Below are 15,807 nucleotides of genomic sequence, written 5' to 3' on the forward strand. Positions count from 1 at the left end.
TTTGTCATAAAGTAACTTTTGAAGTTACTCAGAAGCAACCCACGCCGTGTTACGGCGCTTTGTCATAAAGTAACTTTTGAAGTTACTCAGAAGTTACGAAAATCTTTAACTTTTTTCATCCGACCGAGAGCTTATTTATGCATATCCAGATAGCAAAAACAGCAGGCTTCTGCATGGGTGTCCGCAGGGCCGTTGACATGGCCATTGATGCGGCAAACAAAAGTGAAGGCCCCATATGCACCTATGGGCCTCTGATTCATAACCCACAGGTCCTTGACATTCTTGAAGAAAAAGGCATCCCCATCCTCAACGGCATTCCGGAAAAGGGAGAGGGTACCATCATCATCCGTGCCCACGGAATCCCTCCCTGTCAGCAGAAGAAACTTCAGGATGCCGGATACACGGTCATGGACGCCACCTGCCCCCGCGTCATCCGTGTGCAGACCATCATCCGGAAGCATACGGAATCGGGGCACCATGTCATTATTGCAGGGGATGCCGATCACCCCGAGGTTGTGGGACTTCTGGGCTACGCCGGCAGTACTGGCCATGTCATAAGCAGCATGGAAGAACTGGCTGCCCTTCCTGTCTTTGAAAAGGCCATTATCGTGGCCCAGACAACCCAGAACACCCGCTTTTATGAGGATATGCGCACATGGGTTGCAAGGGAAAGATCCCACTACAAAGTATTTAACACCATCTGTGACTCTACGGAAAAACGCCAGAATGAAACCATGGCTCTGGCAAAGGAGGTTGATCTTGTCATTGTTGTAGGCGGCAAAGAGTCCGGCAACACCCAGAGGCTTGCGGAAGTAGCCATGGAAGCCGGAACCCCCAGCCTTCACATTGAATCCGCCGAAGAAATCCCAAGGGATATACTGAGCGGTAAAAAACGCATCGGTATCACCGCAGGTGCTTCCACACCCAACTGGATTCTGCGTCAGGTCGTCAGTACCCTTGAAGGTCAGGCCATGACGGACAGCCCCATGCAGGCATGGATAAAAAGAACCCAGCGTTTGCTTTTAAGCAGCAATATCTACCTTGCCATGGGGGCTGCTGCCCTCAGCTATGCCGCCAGCACGCTGCAGGGATTCGACCATGAACTTCGCTACTCCCTCATTGCCGCAAGCTATATTCTTTCCATGCAGATCTTCAATACCCTCACGGGGATTCCTTCGGACCGCTACAACAATCCGGAGAGGGCAAAACTCTACGAAACCCACCGGCCATTTTTCTTTTTTCTTGCGGGTGCTGCCGGAATTACAGGCCTTGCAACGGCATTCCAGGCTGGCATCTTTCCCTTTACCATGCTTTTTTTCATGACCCTTGCGGGCCTTCTTTACACAGCCCCCCTTTTACCAGCCTCCTTTTCCCGCACCCACATCCGCAGCTTAAAGGATATTCCGGGATCCAAAACCATCCTGATTGCCATTGCCTGGGGAGTTCTCTGCGTTATTCTTCCTTCGGCAGGCATCAGGGGGAGTCTTGACACCGCCACCCTTTCGGCCTTTCTCTTTGTGGCTGCGCTTGTTTTTGTCCGCACCGCTTTTTTTGATGTCATGGCCCTTCAGGGAGACCGCATTGTCGGGAAAGAAACCCTTCCCATTCTCCTTGGAGAAGAAAGGAGCCGCAGGCTGCTCATTCTCCTGAGCACCCTTGTGTTTACAGGAATTTTTTTCTGCATCCATCTTTCCATTTTCCCTGATCCGGCCTTTTTTCTGGCCCTTGCCCCCTTTCTTCTGATATGGATGCTGTGTGGTGAAATCAGCGGTCGCATTCCTGCGGATACACATCTGGCTTTTCACATTGAAAGCCTGCTCATCCTGACCGGTATTCTGGCAACCATGATTAAAATTCCCACGCTGCAAAATATTTGGTAAAGACCTGCTGCCGCACCGAAACAGCAGACTGCTGTGCAACAAGGAGCCTTTCCATGGTTTTCCATAACGATAATGCAAGGGATCTCTCCAGAGAGGTTCTCGTGGCCCTGCGCCGTATCACCCAGGCCATTGAGCTGCACTCCAGACAACTGGTGAGGAGCCACGGTCTCACAGGACCCCAGCTGATTATTCTCGAAGAAATTGCCAGAAACGGGGAAATGGCCGTCACGGAGCTGGCACGGGCCATCAGCCTCAGCCAGGCAACGGTGACGGGTATTCTGCTGCGCCTTGAACGTCAGGGCCTGATTTCAAGACTGCGCGGGATCAGGGACAAACGCAATACCCTTGTCTCCGTTACGGAAAAAGGAAAAGCCATACTGGACGAGGCCCCTCCCCTGCTGCAGGAAACCTTTGTGCGCCGCTTTGCGGACCTGCCCCAGTGGGAACAGCTCATGATCCTGTCCAGCCTGCATCACATCGTCCATATGATGCAGGCCAGAAGCATAGACGCTTCTCCCTTTCTCGTTACAGGCCCCATCCACAATGAAAATGAAACAAAGGGTCAATAGCGGATAAGAAATCCATAAGGCCTGCACCAGAAAAAGAGGACGCATTTATCCTGATGGGGATATCCTTAAACAGGCTTTAAGTAAGAAAGACTTTTTGCCGATCACATAAAAGAAGCTGCGAAGGATCAAACAGCATCCGACAGACAGGGGGTATTCAACCTTTACTCCCAATTTTCAGTGTCGATTTCCGGCACTCATCTGAATAAGACAGAACGTAACTGTTCAGCACAGTTTATTATGAACTGCCAATGCTGCAATTGTAGCAGCTTCGTACTGTTGCAAGGCTCCGTGGCTATTTGCAAGTGACATTGCAATCGTTTCGGATTCCGGCACTCAAGCCATAAACTCAATGCCTACTATAAATAGCAATAAGCTTTTTCAGGCTTGAGTGCCGGAGTGCGTCATGGGCAAATAGCCTGGGGCCTGTGTATATGTCTTGCAGATATGGTAATTGGAAAACTGTGCTGAATAATTACGACAGAGCAAAGCAAACGGGTGAAAGAGCCGTCGGAATGTTACTGCCTCCTTTTTCCCATGACCTGAACGTCTGGAGAGCCCATGCCGGAAAAAACCCTTTCCTACCAATGCAAAAAATGCCATGCAGAGCAGCAGCTTTCAGGCGCTGCAGCGGGCAGTGTCGTGCCCTGCACCCATTGCAGCGCCCCCATGGCCATACCCGCCTCTGCACCTCCGGTGATTCTGCAGCTGGCCCTGCACGCAGGGGATATTACAAAGGAAGGGCTTTCTGAAATCATGCGGCTGTGGGAGGAAAAAAGGGCCGAAAACCCCCATACGGAAATTCTGGAAGTTCTTAAGGATCAACCGGGCATAACTGAAGAAAAAATCAATAAACTGAAAAAAACCCATAAGGTTTGGCTGCTGCGCAGCCGGGAAAAACGCCTTGCAGCGGCCATTCTGCGCCTTGGGTGGGTTTCCGAAGAAAAAATAAAGCAGGCCACGGACATTCAGCAGCTCATTTTCCGCAAAAAAGGCGTTCACCCCGGCCTCGGAGATGTTTTAATCCAGCAGGGCCATTTGAAAAAGGCCCAGCTGGATGCCATTCTCAAGGCCATGAATAAATGTGATGAACCCGCTGCAAAAGCCCCGCCTGAAACAAAAAAAACACCACCCAAAGACCCTGAAGGGGATCCTGTCTGCCATGCATCCGCCCCCGATGGAATTCCCTGTTATACAATGGAGCAGGATGAAACATCCCCGTCTGAACTGGACAGCTATCTCAGCCTGACCGTTTCCAAAGACAATATGGCCGCATTCATCAGGGAAAAAGAACCCCTTCCCCCACACCTTACAACCGATGAGCTGCTGGACTGGATTCAGGCAAAGGGCATCATTTATGGCCTTGTGGACCAAAACCTGCTGGATGGTTTCATCCGTTTTGAATCCGTGCGCCAGTCCAGCTTCAAAACAGCCTCAGGCAAGCCTCCAAGGCCAGGGAAGGAAGGAAGGATTCAGTTTCATTTTCCAACGGATTTCCTCTCCAGCGGTGCCATGCTCACCGATGACGGACGCATTGACTTCCGGGAGCGGGGTGCCATTCCCCATGTGACAAAGGGCAGTCTTCTTGCTGAAAAAACAGCTACCATCCATGGAGTAAACGGAGTGGATGTCTTTGGCAATATACAGGTGGTTCCCGAAGTGAAGGATCCCCCCTTAAAAGCGGGAACCGGCGTCTACACCAGCGAGGACCGTCTCAAAATATTTGCCAAAATCGACGGTCAGCCTTCCCTCCGGGCCTCGGGCGAAGTCTCTGTGATTGACGAAATTCTCATCAAAGGGGATGTGGGCTATGAGACCGGCCATATTCAGTATGAGGGCAAAGTCCGCATTACGGGTAAAATTCCGGCGGGATTCCGGGTAGAGGCCAATGAAGTAACCGCAGAAGCCGTAGACGGCGGCCAGATCAGTGCCAAGGGAGATGTGGTGATCACCAATGGAATCACCGAGGGGGAAGTTTATACGGAAGGGGAAGTGCGGGCCAAATTTGTCAATAAGTCCAAAATACGAACCCTTTCCAATGTCACCATTCACAGTGAAGTGATTGATTCCGACATTGCCTGCTCCGGTGGTTTCAACATCCGTAGCGGAAAAATCATTGCTTCGGAAATAGCTGCCCGTCAGGGTATTGAAGCGGGTACCATCGGAACGGAAATATCCTCTTCTTCCACCCTGCATATCGGTATTGATCTCCCCCTTCAGGAAACCTTCATGGAGATCGACCGTAAAATTCAGAAAAAAAAGGATATCCTATCCAAAGTGCTTCTCCTGCCCCAGGAGCTGGAAAATGAGGAGAAGAAACTTCTCGCCGACATCACCCATTTTGCCCAGGTCCAGGACCGTTCCGGCCTGAAACTGAAACTCATTCAGGAAAAAAAATTTGACGAAGCAGAAACCACCGCCGCCGAAGCCCCTTCTCTGGTAAAAAAACTCCATGAAGACATGCAGGAGGCCGAAAAAAGACTGGGAGAACTCTTTAACCGTCAGGACACCATTGATGATGACAAAAAAAAGGCCCGGGAAGCCATAGATGCGGCAGAAAAAAATCTGAAAGAAGACGAGCAGGAAAAAAAGGCCATGGAAGACTGGGCTGCCCAGCGTACGCCCATTGCCCTTTTGAAAATCAACAGCAAGGCCTATCCGGGGACACGGATTGTCGGCTCCAAAGCCCAGGCCACCCTTCAGGAGCCCTTATCCAAGTGCATGGTACGTCAGGTTGAAGTCCAGGATACGGGGGAAAAGGAATATATCATACGTATATTCAGGTAAGAAATGTCAAAGGAATGTAACAGGCTTTTCAAAGCCCTTTTCCCCGTGCTATCCTTTAGAAAATAATCAAAGAGGCTGTATCTGCCCATTTTCATAACAAGGATACCCCCCATGAACACCATTATTCCTGCCCCCCTGCGGGGGACGCTTGTCATCAGCATCATCGGACTTTCCACGGCTGTCCTGTTCATTCCCCTCATCTGTCTCGCCATACTAAAAATTGCCATCCCATGGAAAGCCAGCCGAAGCGTATGCACCCGGATACTCATCCACATCAGCACCCTCTGGGTTTACATCAACAGCCAGACCTTTTCCCTTCTACTCCCTACGAGGTGGGAAGTGCGGGGCGGGGAGAGGCTGTCTCCCAAAGGATGGTATCTTGTGCTGTGCAATCACCAGAGCTGGGTAGACATTCTGGCCCTGCAAAAGGAGCTGAGGGGAAAAGTACCCTTTTTAAAGTTTTTTTTAAAGCAGCAGCTCATATGGGTCCCCGTCATGGGTATCGCATGGTGGGCGCTGGATTTCCCCTTTATGAAGCGCTACAAAAAAGAATACATCCTTAAATATCCCCACAAAAAAGGCAAAGACCTTGAGGCCACACGCAAAGCCTGTGAAAAATTCCGGACCAGCCCTGTTTCCGTCATGAACTTTGTGGAAGGCACCCGCTTTACCCCCAAAAAACATCTCTGGCAGAAAAGCCCCTTTACAGGGCTTCTAAGGCCAAAGGCTGCAGGCACGGCCTTTGTTCTCTCTGCCATGGGAGATCAGATGGATCAGATCGTTGATGTCACCATTGCCTACCCCAAAGGCATTCCCACCTTCTGGCAGTTCATATGCGGCAAAACCCCCCTTATCCGTATGCACATCCGTACATTACCCATCCATGCAAAACTGCGGGGAGACTATTTTAATGATACGGATTTCAGGGAAACCTTCCAGCAGACCCTCAACGGTCTCTGGCTGGAAAAGGAAAAACGCCTGATGGAAATGCAGCAGGAGATATGGAGAGATCCAGATCAGATAAAAATGGAAGCTGCATAACCGGCGACTCCAGCCGGAGCCTTTCTGTCGCCTGACACAGGGTAATTATTCCGCCATCTGGTTAACTCTGTCCCTCAGAACAGAAGAACATTTAAAGGTGACCACCTTCCTGCCATCCAGCATCATGCTGTCTCCAGTAGCAGGATTGCGTCCAAGCCTCGGCTTTTTATCCCTGACACAGAATTTTCCAAACCCGCTGACCAGCACGTCTTCTCCGGACTCCAGATTGCGTTTGATTATTTCCAGCAGTATCTCCACGATCTCTATACTGTGCCTGCGGTGAATACCAAGACCTTCCTGAATGGCATCAGCAATATTATTTTTCGTCAACGTCATATCCTCATCCCCTTTAGCGTGAATTCATCCCGGGCTATCGTAACAATTTGGAACAAATCTTACGGATGTTTTTAAATAAATCAAGCATAAACGGCACATTGCAATGGAATCTTTCTGATATCTGACATATCAGGAGATGCCCTTCCCTGATAAGGACAGGACACCTGACACAGGCTACAGAACAATTGACAAAAAAAAGAAAGCCCTTCTATAGTGGCGGAGTTTCACCATCAGATTTTTTATTCAGGTAAAAAATATCAGTCGGAAATACCCATTCATACGGAGAAGAAACCATGCAAGGAAAAACTGTCAGGGAAAGCCGGGTTATTCTGTCCCATCTTATGCTGCCGGAAGACACCAACCCCGCTGGCAATGTCCATGGTGGTGTTATCATGAAATACATTGATAATGCAGCAGGGGTTGTGGCCGTACGCCATGCCAGAAAACTCTGCGTCACAGCGTCTGTTGACCGGCTTGATTTTTTTAACCCCGTTTTCATCGGCAATCTTCTCATCATCAAAGCCAGTATGAACATGGTTGGCAGCACATCGGCAGAAATCGGCGTACGGGTAGAAGCAGAGGATGTCCTTACCGGTGAAATAAGGCACGTGGTTTCTGCTTACCTCACCTTTGTGGCGCTGGATGATAAAATGAAACCCAGCCCCATGCCTCCCCTGATACTTGAAAATAAAGACGAGGAACGCCGTAACAGGGAAGCAAAGGACAGGCACAGGGTACGTATAGCAGAAAAACAAAAGGAGAAAGCCTGCCAGAAAAACCCGGACCTCTGCGCATAAACTAAAATCATGGGTTAAAAACCCGGCTACCCGGGTTTTTAGCCCTTTGGCATCCATAAAACCAAACAAAAATCTCCTGCCATGGAAAAAAGATATGACCCCAAAAAGCTTCATCGTACAGATCTTTTTTTTATGCCTTCTCTTTGCCAGCCTCCCATCGGCGCAGGCCGTTTCCGAAGAAAAAGATACGCTGCAGTCCGCCGGTCCACCTTCGGCCCTTCAGACACTCAAAGACCTTCGCCTGTCCATCGAAGCCATTGATAAGGATATCCTTGAAAAGGAAGAGAGCTACGCAAAAGCCCTCATGGAAGAACGCAAAAAAGCCATCCGCATGGAAGTCAGCCACCTGCTGAGGCTCAAGGATGCCTATCAGCGGGAATTTGAATCCATTGCCTCGGGCATAGAGATTGAAGAAACTGCACAGGCCCCTCTGAAAGCCTTCCGCATTGAAGAAGAACTCATGGAGGTACTGCGGCCCCTTGTGGAAGGCTTAAAGCAGATGACATCAAGGCCGAGGGAACTGGAAAGGCTGAGAAAAGACATTACATTTTACGAGAATCATCTCCCTGAAATCCGCTATGCCATCTCCAAGGTAGAAGGCTTCATGGCAAAAACAGAGGATGAGCAACTCTCCCTGCACCTTGAAGAGCTTCTCATGAACTGGCAGGAAAAAGAGCAGGAAGTGATCCGCCAGATACGTCGCCTCCGCTTCCAGCTGGAACAGAAAACCGGCCCGGATGAGTCCATGCTGGTCACCATGCAAAAAGGGGTCACCAATTTTGTCAAAACAAGAGGGCGCAATCTTTTTCTGGCCTTTTCCGCTTTTATCACAACCTTTCTGCTCCTGAGACTGGCCTACTGGAAGTGGAGTCAGAACCAGAAAAAATCCCCACCGCCCTTTTATCACCGCCTGCTTCAGGTAATTTTTCACAGTACAACGGCCTTTGTCTCCGTCAGTGCTGCCCTGCTCCTGCTTTATGCCTTCGGAGACTGGATGCTCCTCAGTATCGCCCTGCTCCTGCTGATTACCCTGATCTGGTCCGCCAGAAATGGTATGGCCCAGTTCTGGGAACAGGGTAAACTGATCCTGAACATGGGAACCCTCAGGGAGGGGGAAAGGGTCATTTACACAGGCCTGCCGTGGAAGGTTCAGAAACTGGGTCTGCACGGCATCCTCATCAACCCCAGCCTGGAAGGGGGAATGCTTCGCATTCCACTGAAGCACCTTGTGGGTATGCAGTCCAGACCCTATGAAGAAGATGAACCCTGGTTTCCTTCCGAAAAAAATGATGTCCTTCTTCTGGAAGATGGCAGCATTGCAAAGATCCTCATGCAGACACCGGAGCAGGTTGTGGCAGAGCTGGAGGGTGGGGCCAGAAGAACCTGGGCCGCCGTGGATTTTCTGGGCTTGTCCCTTTGCAATCTCAGCAGAAAAAAATTCGGCATCAGCGTGACCATGGGGCTTGACTACGGATATCAGGCAGAAATTACAAACAAAATACCCGGACTCCTGGAGCAGTATGTCAGAAAACACCTTGATCGGGAAAATCATAACAGGTATTTGCAGTACCTTGATGTCATCTTCCTTGAAACGGGACCATATGCCCTCAACCTCAGGGTTTTTGCCGTATTTTCTCCCGAAGCTGCGGAAGAGTACCTGAACCTGCAAAGAAAAATCAGAAAACTCTGCATGGAGGCTTCCAGCCATTATGGCTGGTGCATTCCCTTTCCCCGGCTTGCACTGCACCGACCCGCCAGTGACTGACAGCGCAGATCCCGCAGGCGATAACCGGCCTCCACGCCTTCCAGTCCGTGATCCGGAGGAAGATGGATGGAAAGAATCCGTTCAAGGTCCTTTTTTACCCTTTCAAGGAAATCCTCTCCGTGATCTGCCCTGACCAGACGGAACAAAGCTTCCACAAGATCTGCCCTGTGCAGTGTGACCAGAAGATCCACACGGGTACCCGGGCGGAGGCTGCCATAGAGCCCTGCCTTCATATGATAACGTGCAGCCATGCGACCGGCTTCCGTAAGCCGCCTTGAAAGCCGCAGCTTCAGGGCAAAACTCCTGGCCATGGTTTCACCCGCCCTATCATGGCCATGGTGGGAAGGCCACGCTTCCTTCGGGGTGGCAAGCTTTCCAAGATCATGGCACAATCCCATCCATGCCAGAAGCTGGCTCCCATGCAAAGCATCCGTCACATCCATCATATGTTCAAACAGTGACCCCCTGTGCCATGGAGCAGGACCAGCCGGAACATCCATGGCTTTTTTCATCTCACTGAACCAGGGAGAAAGACAGCCGGTTTCTGCAAGAATACGGAAAAAACGGGATGGTTTTTCACCGGAAAGGGCAGAAAGAAGCTCATTCCCTACCCGTTCCGGTGAAAGGTTTTCCAGCACATGAGACGTTTCCTTCATGGTTTCAAGAAGTTCTGGGGCTGGGGTAAAATCCGGAAAAAGACTTGCAAACCTTGCGGCACGGAAGACCCGGAGGGGATCTTCCAAAAAATTTTCCCTGCGCACCGGCCGCAGTATTTTTTCCTTCAGATCCCTGAGGGCCATGGGATGATAATAAAGTCTGCCCCCTTCATCTTCTGCCATGGCGTTGATGGTCAGATCCCGCCCCAGCAGATCCTCCTGAATATTATCTGTATGGGAAAGAATATATTCATCCCCTCCCACCCTGTACACTGGTGTCTCTTTTCCCTGCTTCCGGGCAGAGGGAAAAGCCTTCATAAAATCCGCTTCGTTGGCCCCTAAAACCAGAAAATCCCTGTCTTTAAAGGCTCTTCCCATAAGCCTGTCACGGACAGCCCCACCTACGCTATAGATTTTCACACGCTATTTCCCGCCAAGCATGGCCCGGATTTTCCTTATCAGGCCGGCTCCGATCATCTCATCGGCCACATCCAGCACACGGCGCACCGTCTCAAAAAGATCCTCCTCACCGACCCAGTGTTTTTCAAGGACATGGGCCGGGGTCCGGGTCATGACACTGTTCAGGGCATAGGTGGCCAGAACAATATCATCCAGATAACCCGCAGGTCCCAGAATGGCTTCGGGCAGAAGATCAATGGGTGAAATAAAATAAGCAATGGCAAAGGCAAGCTTGGCCTTTTCTCTGGCTGGAACTTCCGGATCCACAACCAGTTTACATAAAAGATAGAAAAGATCCGGTGCCAGCAGAATATACTCCGACCATCTGTTGTTTCTGCCTGCTTCGGATACGGCCCAGTCTTTAATTTTTACCCGAAGCTTCCGGTAAAAATCTTCATTTTTATTGTCTTCCCACTCTGTCATTTGCTCCCCCCTGTTTTGATGCACTGCCCATTATTATTCAATTTGCCCTGGGACAAATTGACAAAAAGTATGGTAAACCTTGAGTAATTATTCAGCACATTTTTATATGCAAGATTGTGTATTATTTTCAAAGTACTGGTTCCTGCAAAAGACAATCGGGCTGTTTGTGAGTGACATTGCAATCGTTTCGGATCAGAGATTCGAAGGCCTGTGTAAAACCATCAAAGCTTAAGCCACGGCCGCCGGGATTGCAAGCACCACGCTGTCTGGATTCCAAAGACTGAAATCAGCATTAAAAAAAATCCTTAAAGCCTGTATCAATGGGCTGCACGTCCTTGATGTTTCCACCCGATGTGTGGATAATAATAAATGCATAAAACATAAATACCTGTCATGGAGAAAACATGGAAAAGAAAAAAGCACTGGTAACGGGCGGCAACGGCTTTCTTGGTTCAGCCATTACCCGCAGCCTTCTTGATACGGGATGGGAAGTCCGGATTCTGGCCAGAGGACAGACAGGGATACCGGAAAAAAAAGAACATCTTTCCTGGATTCGGGCAGATATACGGGACAGGGGACAGGTCATGCAGGCCGCAGAAGGGGTTGAGACCGTCTTTCACACGGCAGCCCTGGCCGGCGTCTGGGGGCCTGAAGAAAATTACCGCAGCATCAATGTGGAAGGAACGGAAAATATCCTTGAAGCCTGCAAAGCAGCAGGCTGCCGCCTGATCCACAGCAGCTCGCCTTCGGTGATCTTTGACGGCAGTGACATGGAAGGGGTAGACACAAGCCATCCCTACCCGGACACCTACAGTGCCGCCTACCCGAAAACCAAGGCGGAAGCAGAAAAAAAAGTAAAAAAAGCCGCCGCAGAAGGACTTCCCTGCATCATCCTGAGGCCCCACCTGATCTGGGGGCCGGGCGACAACCACCTTGTTCCGAGAATCCTTGCCCGCTCAAAAAGACTGGCCCGCATCGGAAAGGGAAACCCGCCCATTGATACCGTATATATTGACAATGCCGCCCACGCCCATATCCTTGCGGACAAGGCCCTTGCCGCCAGACCGGAGCTTTCCGGAAACATCTATTTTGTTTCAGACAACGATCCTGTACCCCTATGGGATATGGTGGATGCCATTCTGGCAGCGGGTTGCAAGCCTCCCGTTTCCAGGCGGGTTCCCCTGAAACTTGCCCGCGGACTGGCCTCTTTCCTTGAAGGCCTTTATACTCTTTTCAAACTTCCCGGCGAGCCCATGCTGACGGGCTTCACCGTTAAAGAACTGAGTACGGCCCACTGGTTTGACATAGAAGATCTCTGCCGGGATACGGGGTATGCCCCTCTGGTTTCCAGAAAAGAAGGCCTTAACCAACTTGAACGCTATCTGAAAGGGACGCCATTATGAAAAAGAAAAAAACGCTGTTTCCTGCCTTTGTTCTGATTGCTGCTCTGGGCCTTTCCCTTGCCCTCTTTTCTCCCGTCGCATCTTCCGACGCTCTGGCCGAAGGGGAAAATCTGCTCCAGAACCGGTGCACTTCCTGCCATGGGGCAGGAAAAATTACCCGAGCAAAAAAAGACAGAAACGGATGGGAACGCACCGTAAGGCGAATGGAACAGAAAGGGGTTCAGTTAACGGATGCCGAACGAAGCCTTCTCATCCATTACCTTGCCACAAGCTACGGGAAATAATTTTCTTCAGTACTTTTTTTCAAGCCTTGCAAGCTGCCCGTACAGCCGCTGCTGACGGGCAGTATCCATAAAGGGCAGATGGGTCTGGATATCCGCCAAAACCTCCCTCAGGGCCTCTTTTTTCTGAACAGGATGGGGCATCCAGCTTCCATCCACGGGATGCTGCATCTCAACACTTTCCCAAAAGACCCTGTTCAGAGGAACAAGGGAAACCCGCCAGAAACGGATATCCGCGCCACAGGCTTCGGCAAACTGCTGCAGAACCCTCAGATGGCGGTTGGATATTTTACTGATGCGCTTATACTGCTCAAAGGTAAAAAGCTTTGCCTCACCTGCTATCCGGATACGGCCCAGCCCCCCTTCGGCCCTCCGGATTTCCTCTTTTGTTCTGCGGATGACCCTGCCATCGGGAAGGGTATGCACACAGCCCGCACTGGGCTCCCAGTCTTCCAAAGCGGAGCACCAGACCACAGCCCTTTCCCTTGGTGAAAAGGACGGCGAGGTGCGGATGACGCCGGCAGCAAGAATCCCTGCAAGGGCTTTTCCCGTTGTGTAGTGATAGACGGACTCCGAAGCGGCCATGGCATATTCCTTAGAGATAAGTCGGCTAAAGATTTTTTTTGTCCCACATCCTGACTTACGGTGAATTCCCCCTGTTTCTACTGAGGGCTTTTTTGTAAAAACTTTCTGGCAAATTTGATAAAGGCTTTAGGCTCAGAAAGCTCCTTCACTTCTGCCATCAGCCCCATCTTCATCAGGTTATCGAGGGGCCTGTTAATGGCCGTTCCCGAAGCCTTGCCCTGATCCACCAGTGTAAACAAAAGCTTCTGCCTGTGACGCAGCGAAACGGTCACTGCGTGAAGAATTTCCTCCTTGCCCTTCAATGCCTCGGTGGCCTTGCGTACCCTTCCCTCGTGCTCGGAAAGGAAGCGGCGACCATCCTCACTGGCCGGTGGTACAGAAAAAAGCCTGTTGGTCACAGCCGCAGCCAGCAGCCCTGCCCTTTCCTGCTCCATACTTTCAAGGTATTCCTCCAGCAGTCTTCTGTATACCCCATGCTTGATCTGATCAAAGGCCCTGTCCATACTTTTATAAAACTGTTTTTTTGTAAAAAAGAACACGTCTTTGCCCCATATATTTAAAAAGTCATATGTTTCCTGAAACACGCCCGCAGAACTTAAAAATGAAAAGAACAATTCTTACAGCTTTTCTTTCTAGCCGAAAAAACACCGGGCCTCAAGGAGTGAGCCCTTATAAAAAATCATATTTTTTCAAATTTGATTTTTATTCACAGCAATGATAGCAGATACCTTCCAGAAAGATCATGATTGGACAAAAATCAGGTCTTTTTGTCCACCATGTTCACCATCCATATCATCAGCAGGGAGGCTCTCCATGAAAAGCATTCGGGATACGGCAAGGGAAAAAATGACCGGCTACTGCCGGGTCTGCCCCATCTGTAACGGTAAAAACTGCGCTTCCGGTGTTCCCGGAATGGGCGGACTGGGAACGGGTGAAGCCTTCCGGGCCAATGGCGAAGCCCTTGCTGACATCCGGCTCAACATGCGTCTGATCCATGATATTACGGAACCGGATACCCGGACAGAACTCTTTGGAACAAGCCTTGATTTTCCCCTGCTGGCCGCACCCATTGGCGGTGTTTCCTATAATATGGGCGGTGCCATTCCCGAGGCAGCCTATATCCATGCCATTGTGGACGGATGTCGCAAGGAAGGCCTCATTGGATGCACGGGCGACGGCGTTCCTCCGGAAATCTCCCAGTGCGGGTTTGAAGCCGTCAAAGCCGCAGAGGGTCTGGCCATCCCCTTCATCAAGCCATGGGAAGACAAGGAGCTTTTTGAAAAACTCGATAAGGCTCTGGCATGCAACCCCATGGCCATCGGCATGGACATTGATGCCGCAGGTCTCATTACCCTGAGACTGCAGGGCCGCCCCGTTTCTCCAAAATCCATCTCAAAACTCAGGGAAGTCAGAAAGCATATCCAGAGGCCCTTTATCCTCAAAGGCATCATGACACCGGATCAGGCGGAACTGGCCATGGATGCCGGGGCCGATGCCATTGTGGTTTCCAACCACGGCGGCCGTGTTCTGGATATGACTCCGGGAACGGCGGATGTGCTTCCGGAAATCGTTGAAACCGTAGGCGGAAAAATCCGTGTACTGGTGGACGGTGGCATCCGGAGTGGGGTGGACATACTGAAAATGCTGGCTCTGGGAGCGGATGCCGTCCTCATTGGAAGGCCCTTTTCCATTGCCGCCTGCGGGGGAGAAAGCGAAGGTGTATGCACCTATATCCGCCAGTTGCGTACCGAACTGAAACAGGCCATGGTGATGACCGGCTGCGCCAGCATTGCAGACGTGGATGAATCCATCCTGTACTGATACCGGAAACCGGGGAAGTTGGACTGCCTTCCCCGGTTTTGACTGCCCTTCAGAAATCTGTACATCCCGTTTTACAGTCTGATAACCAGCTTCTTTTATCCACTGGGATCTGAATCAGAATAATTTACAGCCGGTTGAAGGAGAAAGCGTGACAGACACATTCCGTATTGTATCCTGGAACGTAAACGGTCTTCGGGCCATCTGGAAAAAGGACTTTGAAGCTTCTGTCAAGGCCCTTGATGCGGACATTCTCATGCTGCAGGAAACCAAGCTGCAGGAAGACCAGAGAAGTGAGGAGATGCTTCATCTGGCCGGATACCCTTTCCAGGCATGGAGTTATGCCCGGAGCAAAAAGGGCTATTCCGGCGTGATGAGCTACTCCCGCACGGCACCCGCAAGCACGTCATCGGATATCGGCGTCCAGGAATTTGATGATGAGGGACGTGTCAACCAGCTTGATTTTGAAGATTTTACCCTTTTCAATGTGTATTTTCCCAATGGTCAGATGAGCGAAGAGCGCCTTGACTACAAGCTGCGTTTTTATGAGGCCTTCTTCAGCCATGCGGATGGGCTGCGCAGGAAAGGACGACCTGTCATCGTCTGCGGAGACTACAACACAGCCCACAATGATATTGACCTGAAACACCCTAAGGCCAATGCGGACCGCTCCGGGTTCCTGCGCATCGAACGTGACTGGCTGGACCGCCTCATGGCCGGTGGATGGACCGATACCTTCCGCCATCTCTACCCGGACACCGTGAAATACTCGTGGTGGTCCTACCGGTCCAATGCACGAAAAACCAATGCAGGCTGGCGCATTGACCTTTGCCTTGTCTCGCAGAATATCGTAGAAAAGGGCTGGCTGAAAAGTGCCTTCATCGACAATGATATTATGGGCTCAGATCACTGCCCCGTGGGACTGACCCTGGAAATACCTTAAGGCTTGCGCCTTGCAATCAAAGATTTTTACAGAAACACCGACACCAAAGGTTGGTTTATGGCCTGTT

The 15,807-nt window shown here is 50.7% G+C and carries 15 protein-coding genes; 10 read left to right on the top strand and 5 right to left on the bottom strand.

Annotated elements, in window-relative coordinates:
• The first annotated feature begins 137 nt into the window (after positions 1–137).
• The 4 genes from ispH to LZ24_RS06285 all read left to right on the top strand — a co-directional run bounded on the left by ispH (position 138) and on the right by LZ24_RS06285 (position 6,274).
• The gene (ispH, locus tag LZ24_RS06270) at positions 138–1,880 is read left to right on the top strand and encodes a 4-hydroxy-3-methylbut-2-enyl diphosphate reductase (RefSeq protein ID WP_144683613.1); all 1,743 of its coding nucleotides are present in this window, start codon (positions 138–140) and stop codon (positions 1,878–1,880) included.
• A gap of 53 nt (positions 1,881–1,933) precedes the next feature.
• On the top strand, positions 1,934–2,449 hold the full coding sequence (locus LZ24_RS06275) for a MarR family winged helix-turn-helix transcriptional regulator (RefSeq protein WP_144683616.1): 516 nt from the start codon (positions 1,934–1,936) through the stop codon (positions 2,447–2,449).
• A 558-nt stretch (positions 2,450–3,007) separates the two neighbouring features.
• Positions 3,008–5,233, top strand: coding sequence for a FapA family protein (locus tag LZ24_RS06280; RefSeq protein ID WP_144683619.1), 2,226 nt, complete (start codon positions 3,008–3,010; stop codon positions 5,231–5,233).
• Between the two features lie 111 nt (positions 5,234–5,344).
• Positions 5,345–6,274, top strand: a complete 930-nt coding sequence (locus LZ24_RS06285) for an acyltransferase (protein ID WP_144683622.1) — start codon at positions 5,345–5,347, stop codon at positions 6,272–6,274.
• A gap of 45 nt (positions 6,275–6,319) precedes the next feature.
• Here the strand turns inward: LZ24_RS06285 and LZ24_RS06290 are convergent, their stop codons facing one another.
• On the bottom strand, positions 6,320–6,610 hold the full coding sequence (locus LZ24_RS06290; RefSeq protein WP_144683625.1) for an integration host factor subunit alpha: 291 nt from the start codon (positions 6,608–6,610) through the stop codon (positions 6,320–6,322).
• A gap of 293 nt (positions 6,611–6,903) precedes the next feature.
• On the opposite strand from LZ24_RS06290, the gene LZ24_RS06295 reads away from it, so the two are divergent.
• Positions 6,904–7,407 (top strand): acyl-CoA thioesterase, encoded by a 504-nt coding sequence (locus tag LZ24_RS06295; protein WP_144683627.1) that lies wholly within the window; start codon positions 6,904–6,906, stop codon positions 7,405–7,407.
• Positions 7,408–7,501: 94 nt separating this feature from the next.
• Positions 7,502–9,172, top strand: a complete 1,671-nt coding sequence (locus tag LZ24_RS06300; RefSeq protein ID WP_144683630.1) for an AAA family ATPase — start codon at positions 7,502–7,504, stop codon at positions 9,170–9,172.
• On the opposite strand, the gene LZ24_RS06305 is transcribed toward LZ24_RS06300, so the two are convergent.
• Positions 9,115–10,248 (bottom strand): HD domain-containing protein, encoded by a 1,134-nt coding sequence (locus LZ24_RS06305; protein ID WP_144683633.1) that lies wholly within the window; start codon positions 10,246–10,248, stop codon positions 9,115–9,117. The genes LZ24_RS06300 and LZ24_RS06305 overlap by 58 nt on opposite strands.
• Positions 10,249–10,251: 3 nt before the next feature.
• Positions 10,252–10,710: a YkvA family protein gene (locus tag LZ24_RS06310; RefSeq protein WP_144683636.1), complete on the bottom strand. Its 459-nt coding sequence runs from the start codon at positions 10,708–10,710 to the stop codon at positions 10,252–10,254.
• Between the two features lie 404 nt (positions 10,711–11,114).
• Here LZ24_RS06310 and LZ24_RS06315 point away from each other — a divergent pair, with 404 nt between their 5' ends.
• Together LZ24_RS06315 and LZ24_RS06320 are read left to right on the top strand one after the other, a co-directional pair.
• Complete coding sequence (locus LZ24_RS06315; protein ID WP_144683639.1) at positions 11,115–12,113, top strand: NAD-dependent epimerase/dehydratase family protein; 999 nt, start codon at positions 11,115–11,117, stop codon at positions 12,111–12,113.
• Positions 12,110–12,397: a c-type cytochrome gene (locus LZ24_RS06320; protein WP_144683642.1), complete on the top strand. Its 288-nt coding sequence runs from the start codon at positions 12,110–12,112 to the stop codon at positions 12,395–12,397. Before LZ24_RS06315 ends, LZ24_RS06320 begins: the two co-directional genes overlap by 4 nt.
• A 6-nt stretch (positions 12,398–12,403) precedes the next feature.
• Here the strand turns inward: LZ24_RS06320 and LZ24_RS06325 are convergent, their stop codons facing one another.
• Both LZ24_RS06325 and LZ24_RS06330 read right to left on the bottom strand, forming a co-directional pair.
• A complete protein-coding gene (locus LZ24_RS06325) occupies positions 12,404–12,979 on the bottom strand; it encodes a hypothetical protein (protein ID WP_144683645.1) in 576 nt (191 codons plus the stop codon).
• A 77-nt stretch (positions 12,980–13,056) separates the two neighbouring features.
• Complete coding sequence (locus LZ24_RS06330) at positions 13,057–13,518, bottom strand: hypothetical protein (RefSeq protein ID WP_144683648.1); 462 nt, start codon at positions 13,516–13,518, stop codon at positions 13,057–13,059.
• A 274-nt stretch (positions 13,519–13,792) separates the two neighbouring features.
• On the opposite strand from LZ24_RS06330, the gene LZ24_RS06335 reads away from it, so the two are divergent.
• Positions 13,793–14,800: an alpha-hydroxy-acid oxidizing protein gene (locus LZ24_RS06335; protein ID WP_144683651.1), complete on the top strand. Its 1,008-nt coding sequence runs from the start codon at positions 13,793–13,795 to the stop codon at positions 14,798–14,800.
• A gap of 148 nt (positions 14,801–14,948) precedes the next feature.
• Positions 14,949–15,740 carry an exodeoxyribonuclease III gene (locus tag LZ24_RS06340; RefSeq protein WP_144683654.1) on the top strand — a complete coding sequence of 264 codons (792 nt, stop codon included), beginning with the start codon at positions 14,949–14,951 and terminating at the stop codon, positions 15,738–15,740.
• The last annotated feature ends 67 nt before the right edge of the window (positions 15,741–15,807 follow it).

It is taken from the genome of Desulfobotulus alkaliphilus, from assembly GCF_007830435.1.
Classification (GTDB): domain Bacteria; phylum Desulfobacterota; class Desulfobacteria; order Desulfobacterales; family ASO4-4; genus Desulfobotulus; species Desulfobotulus alkaliphilus.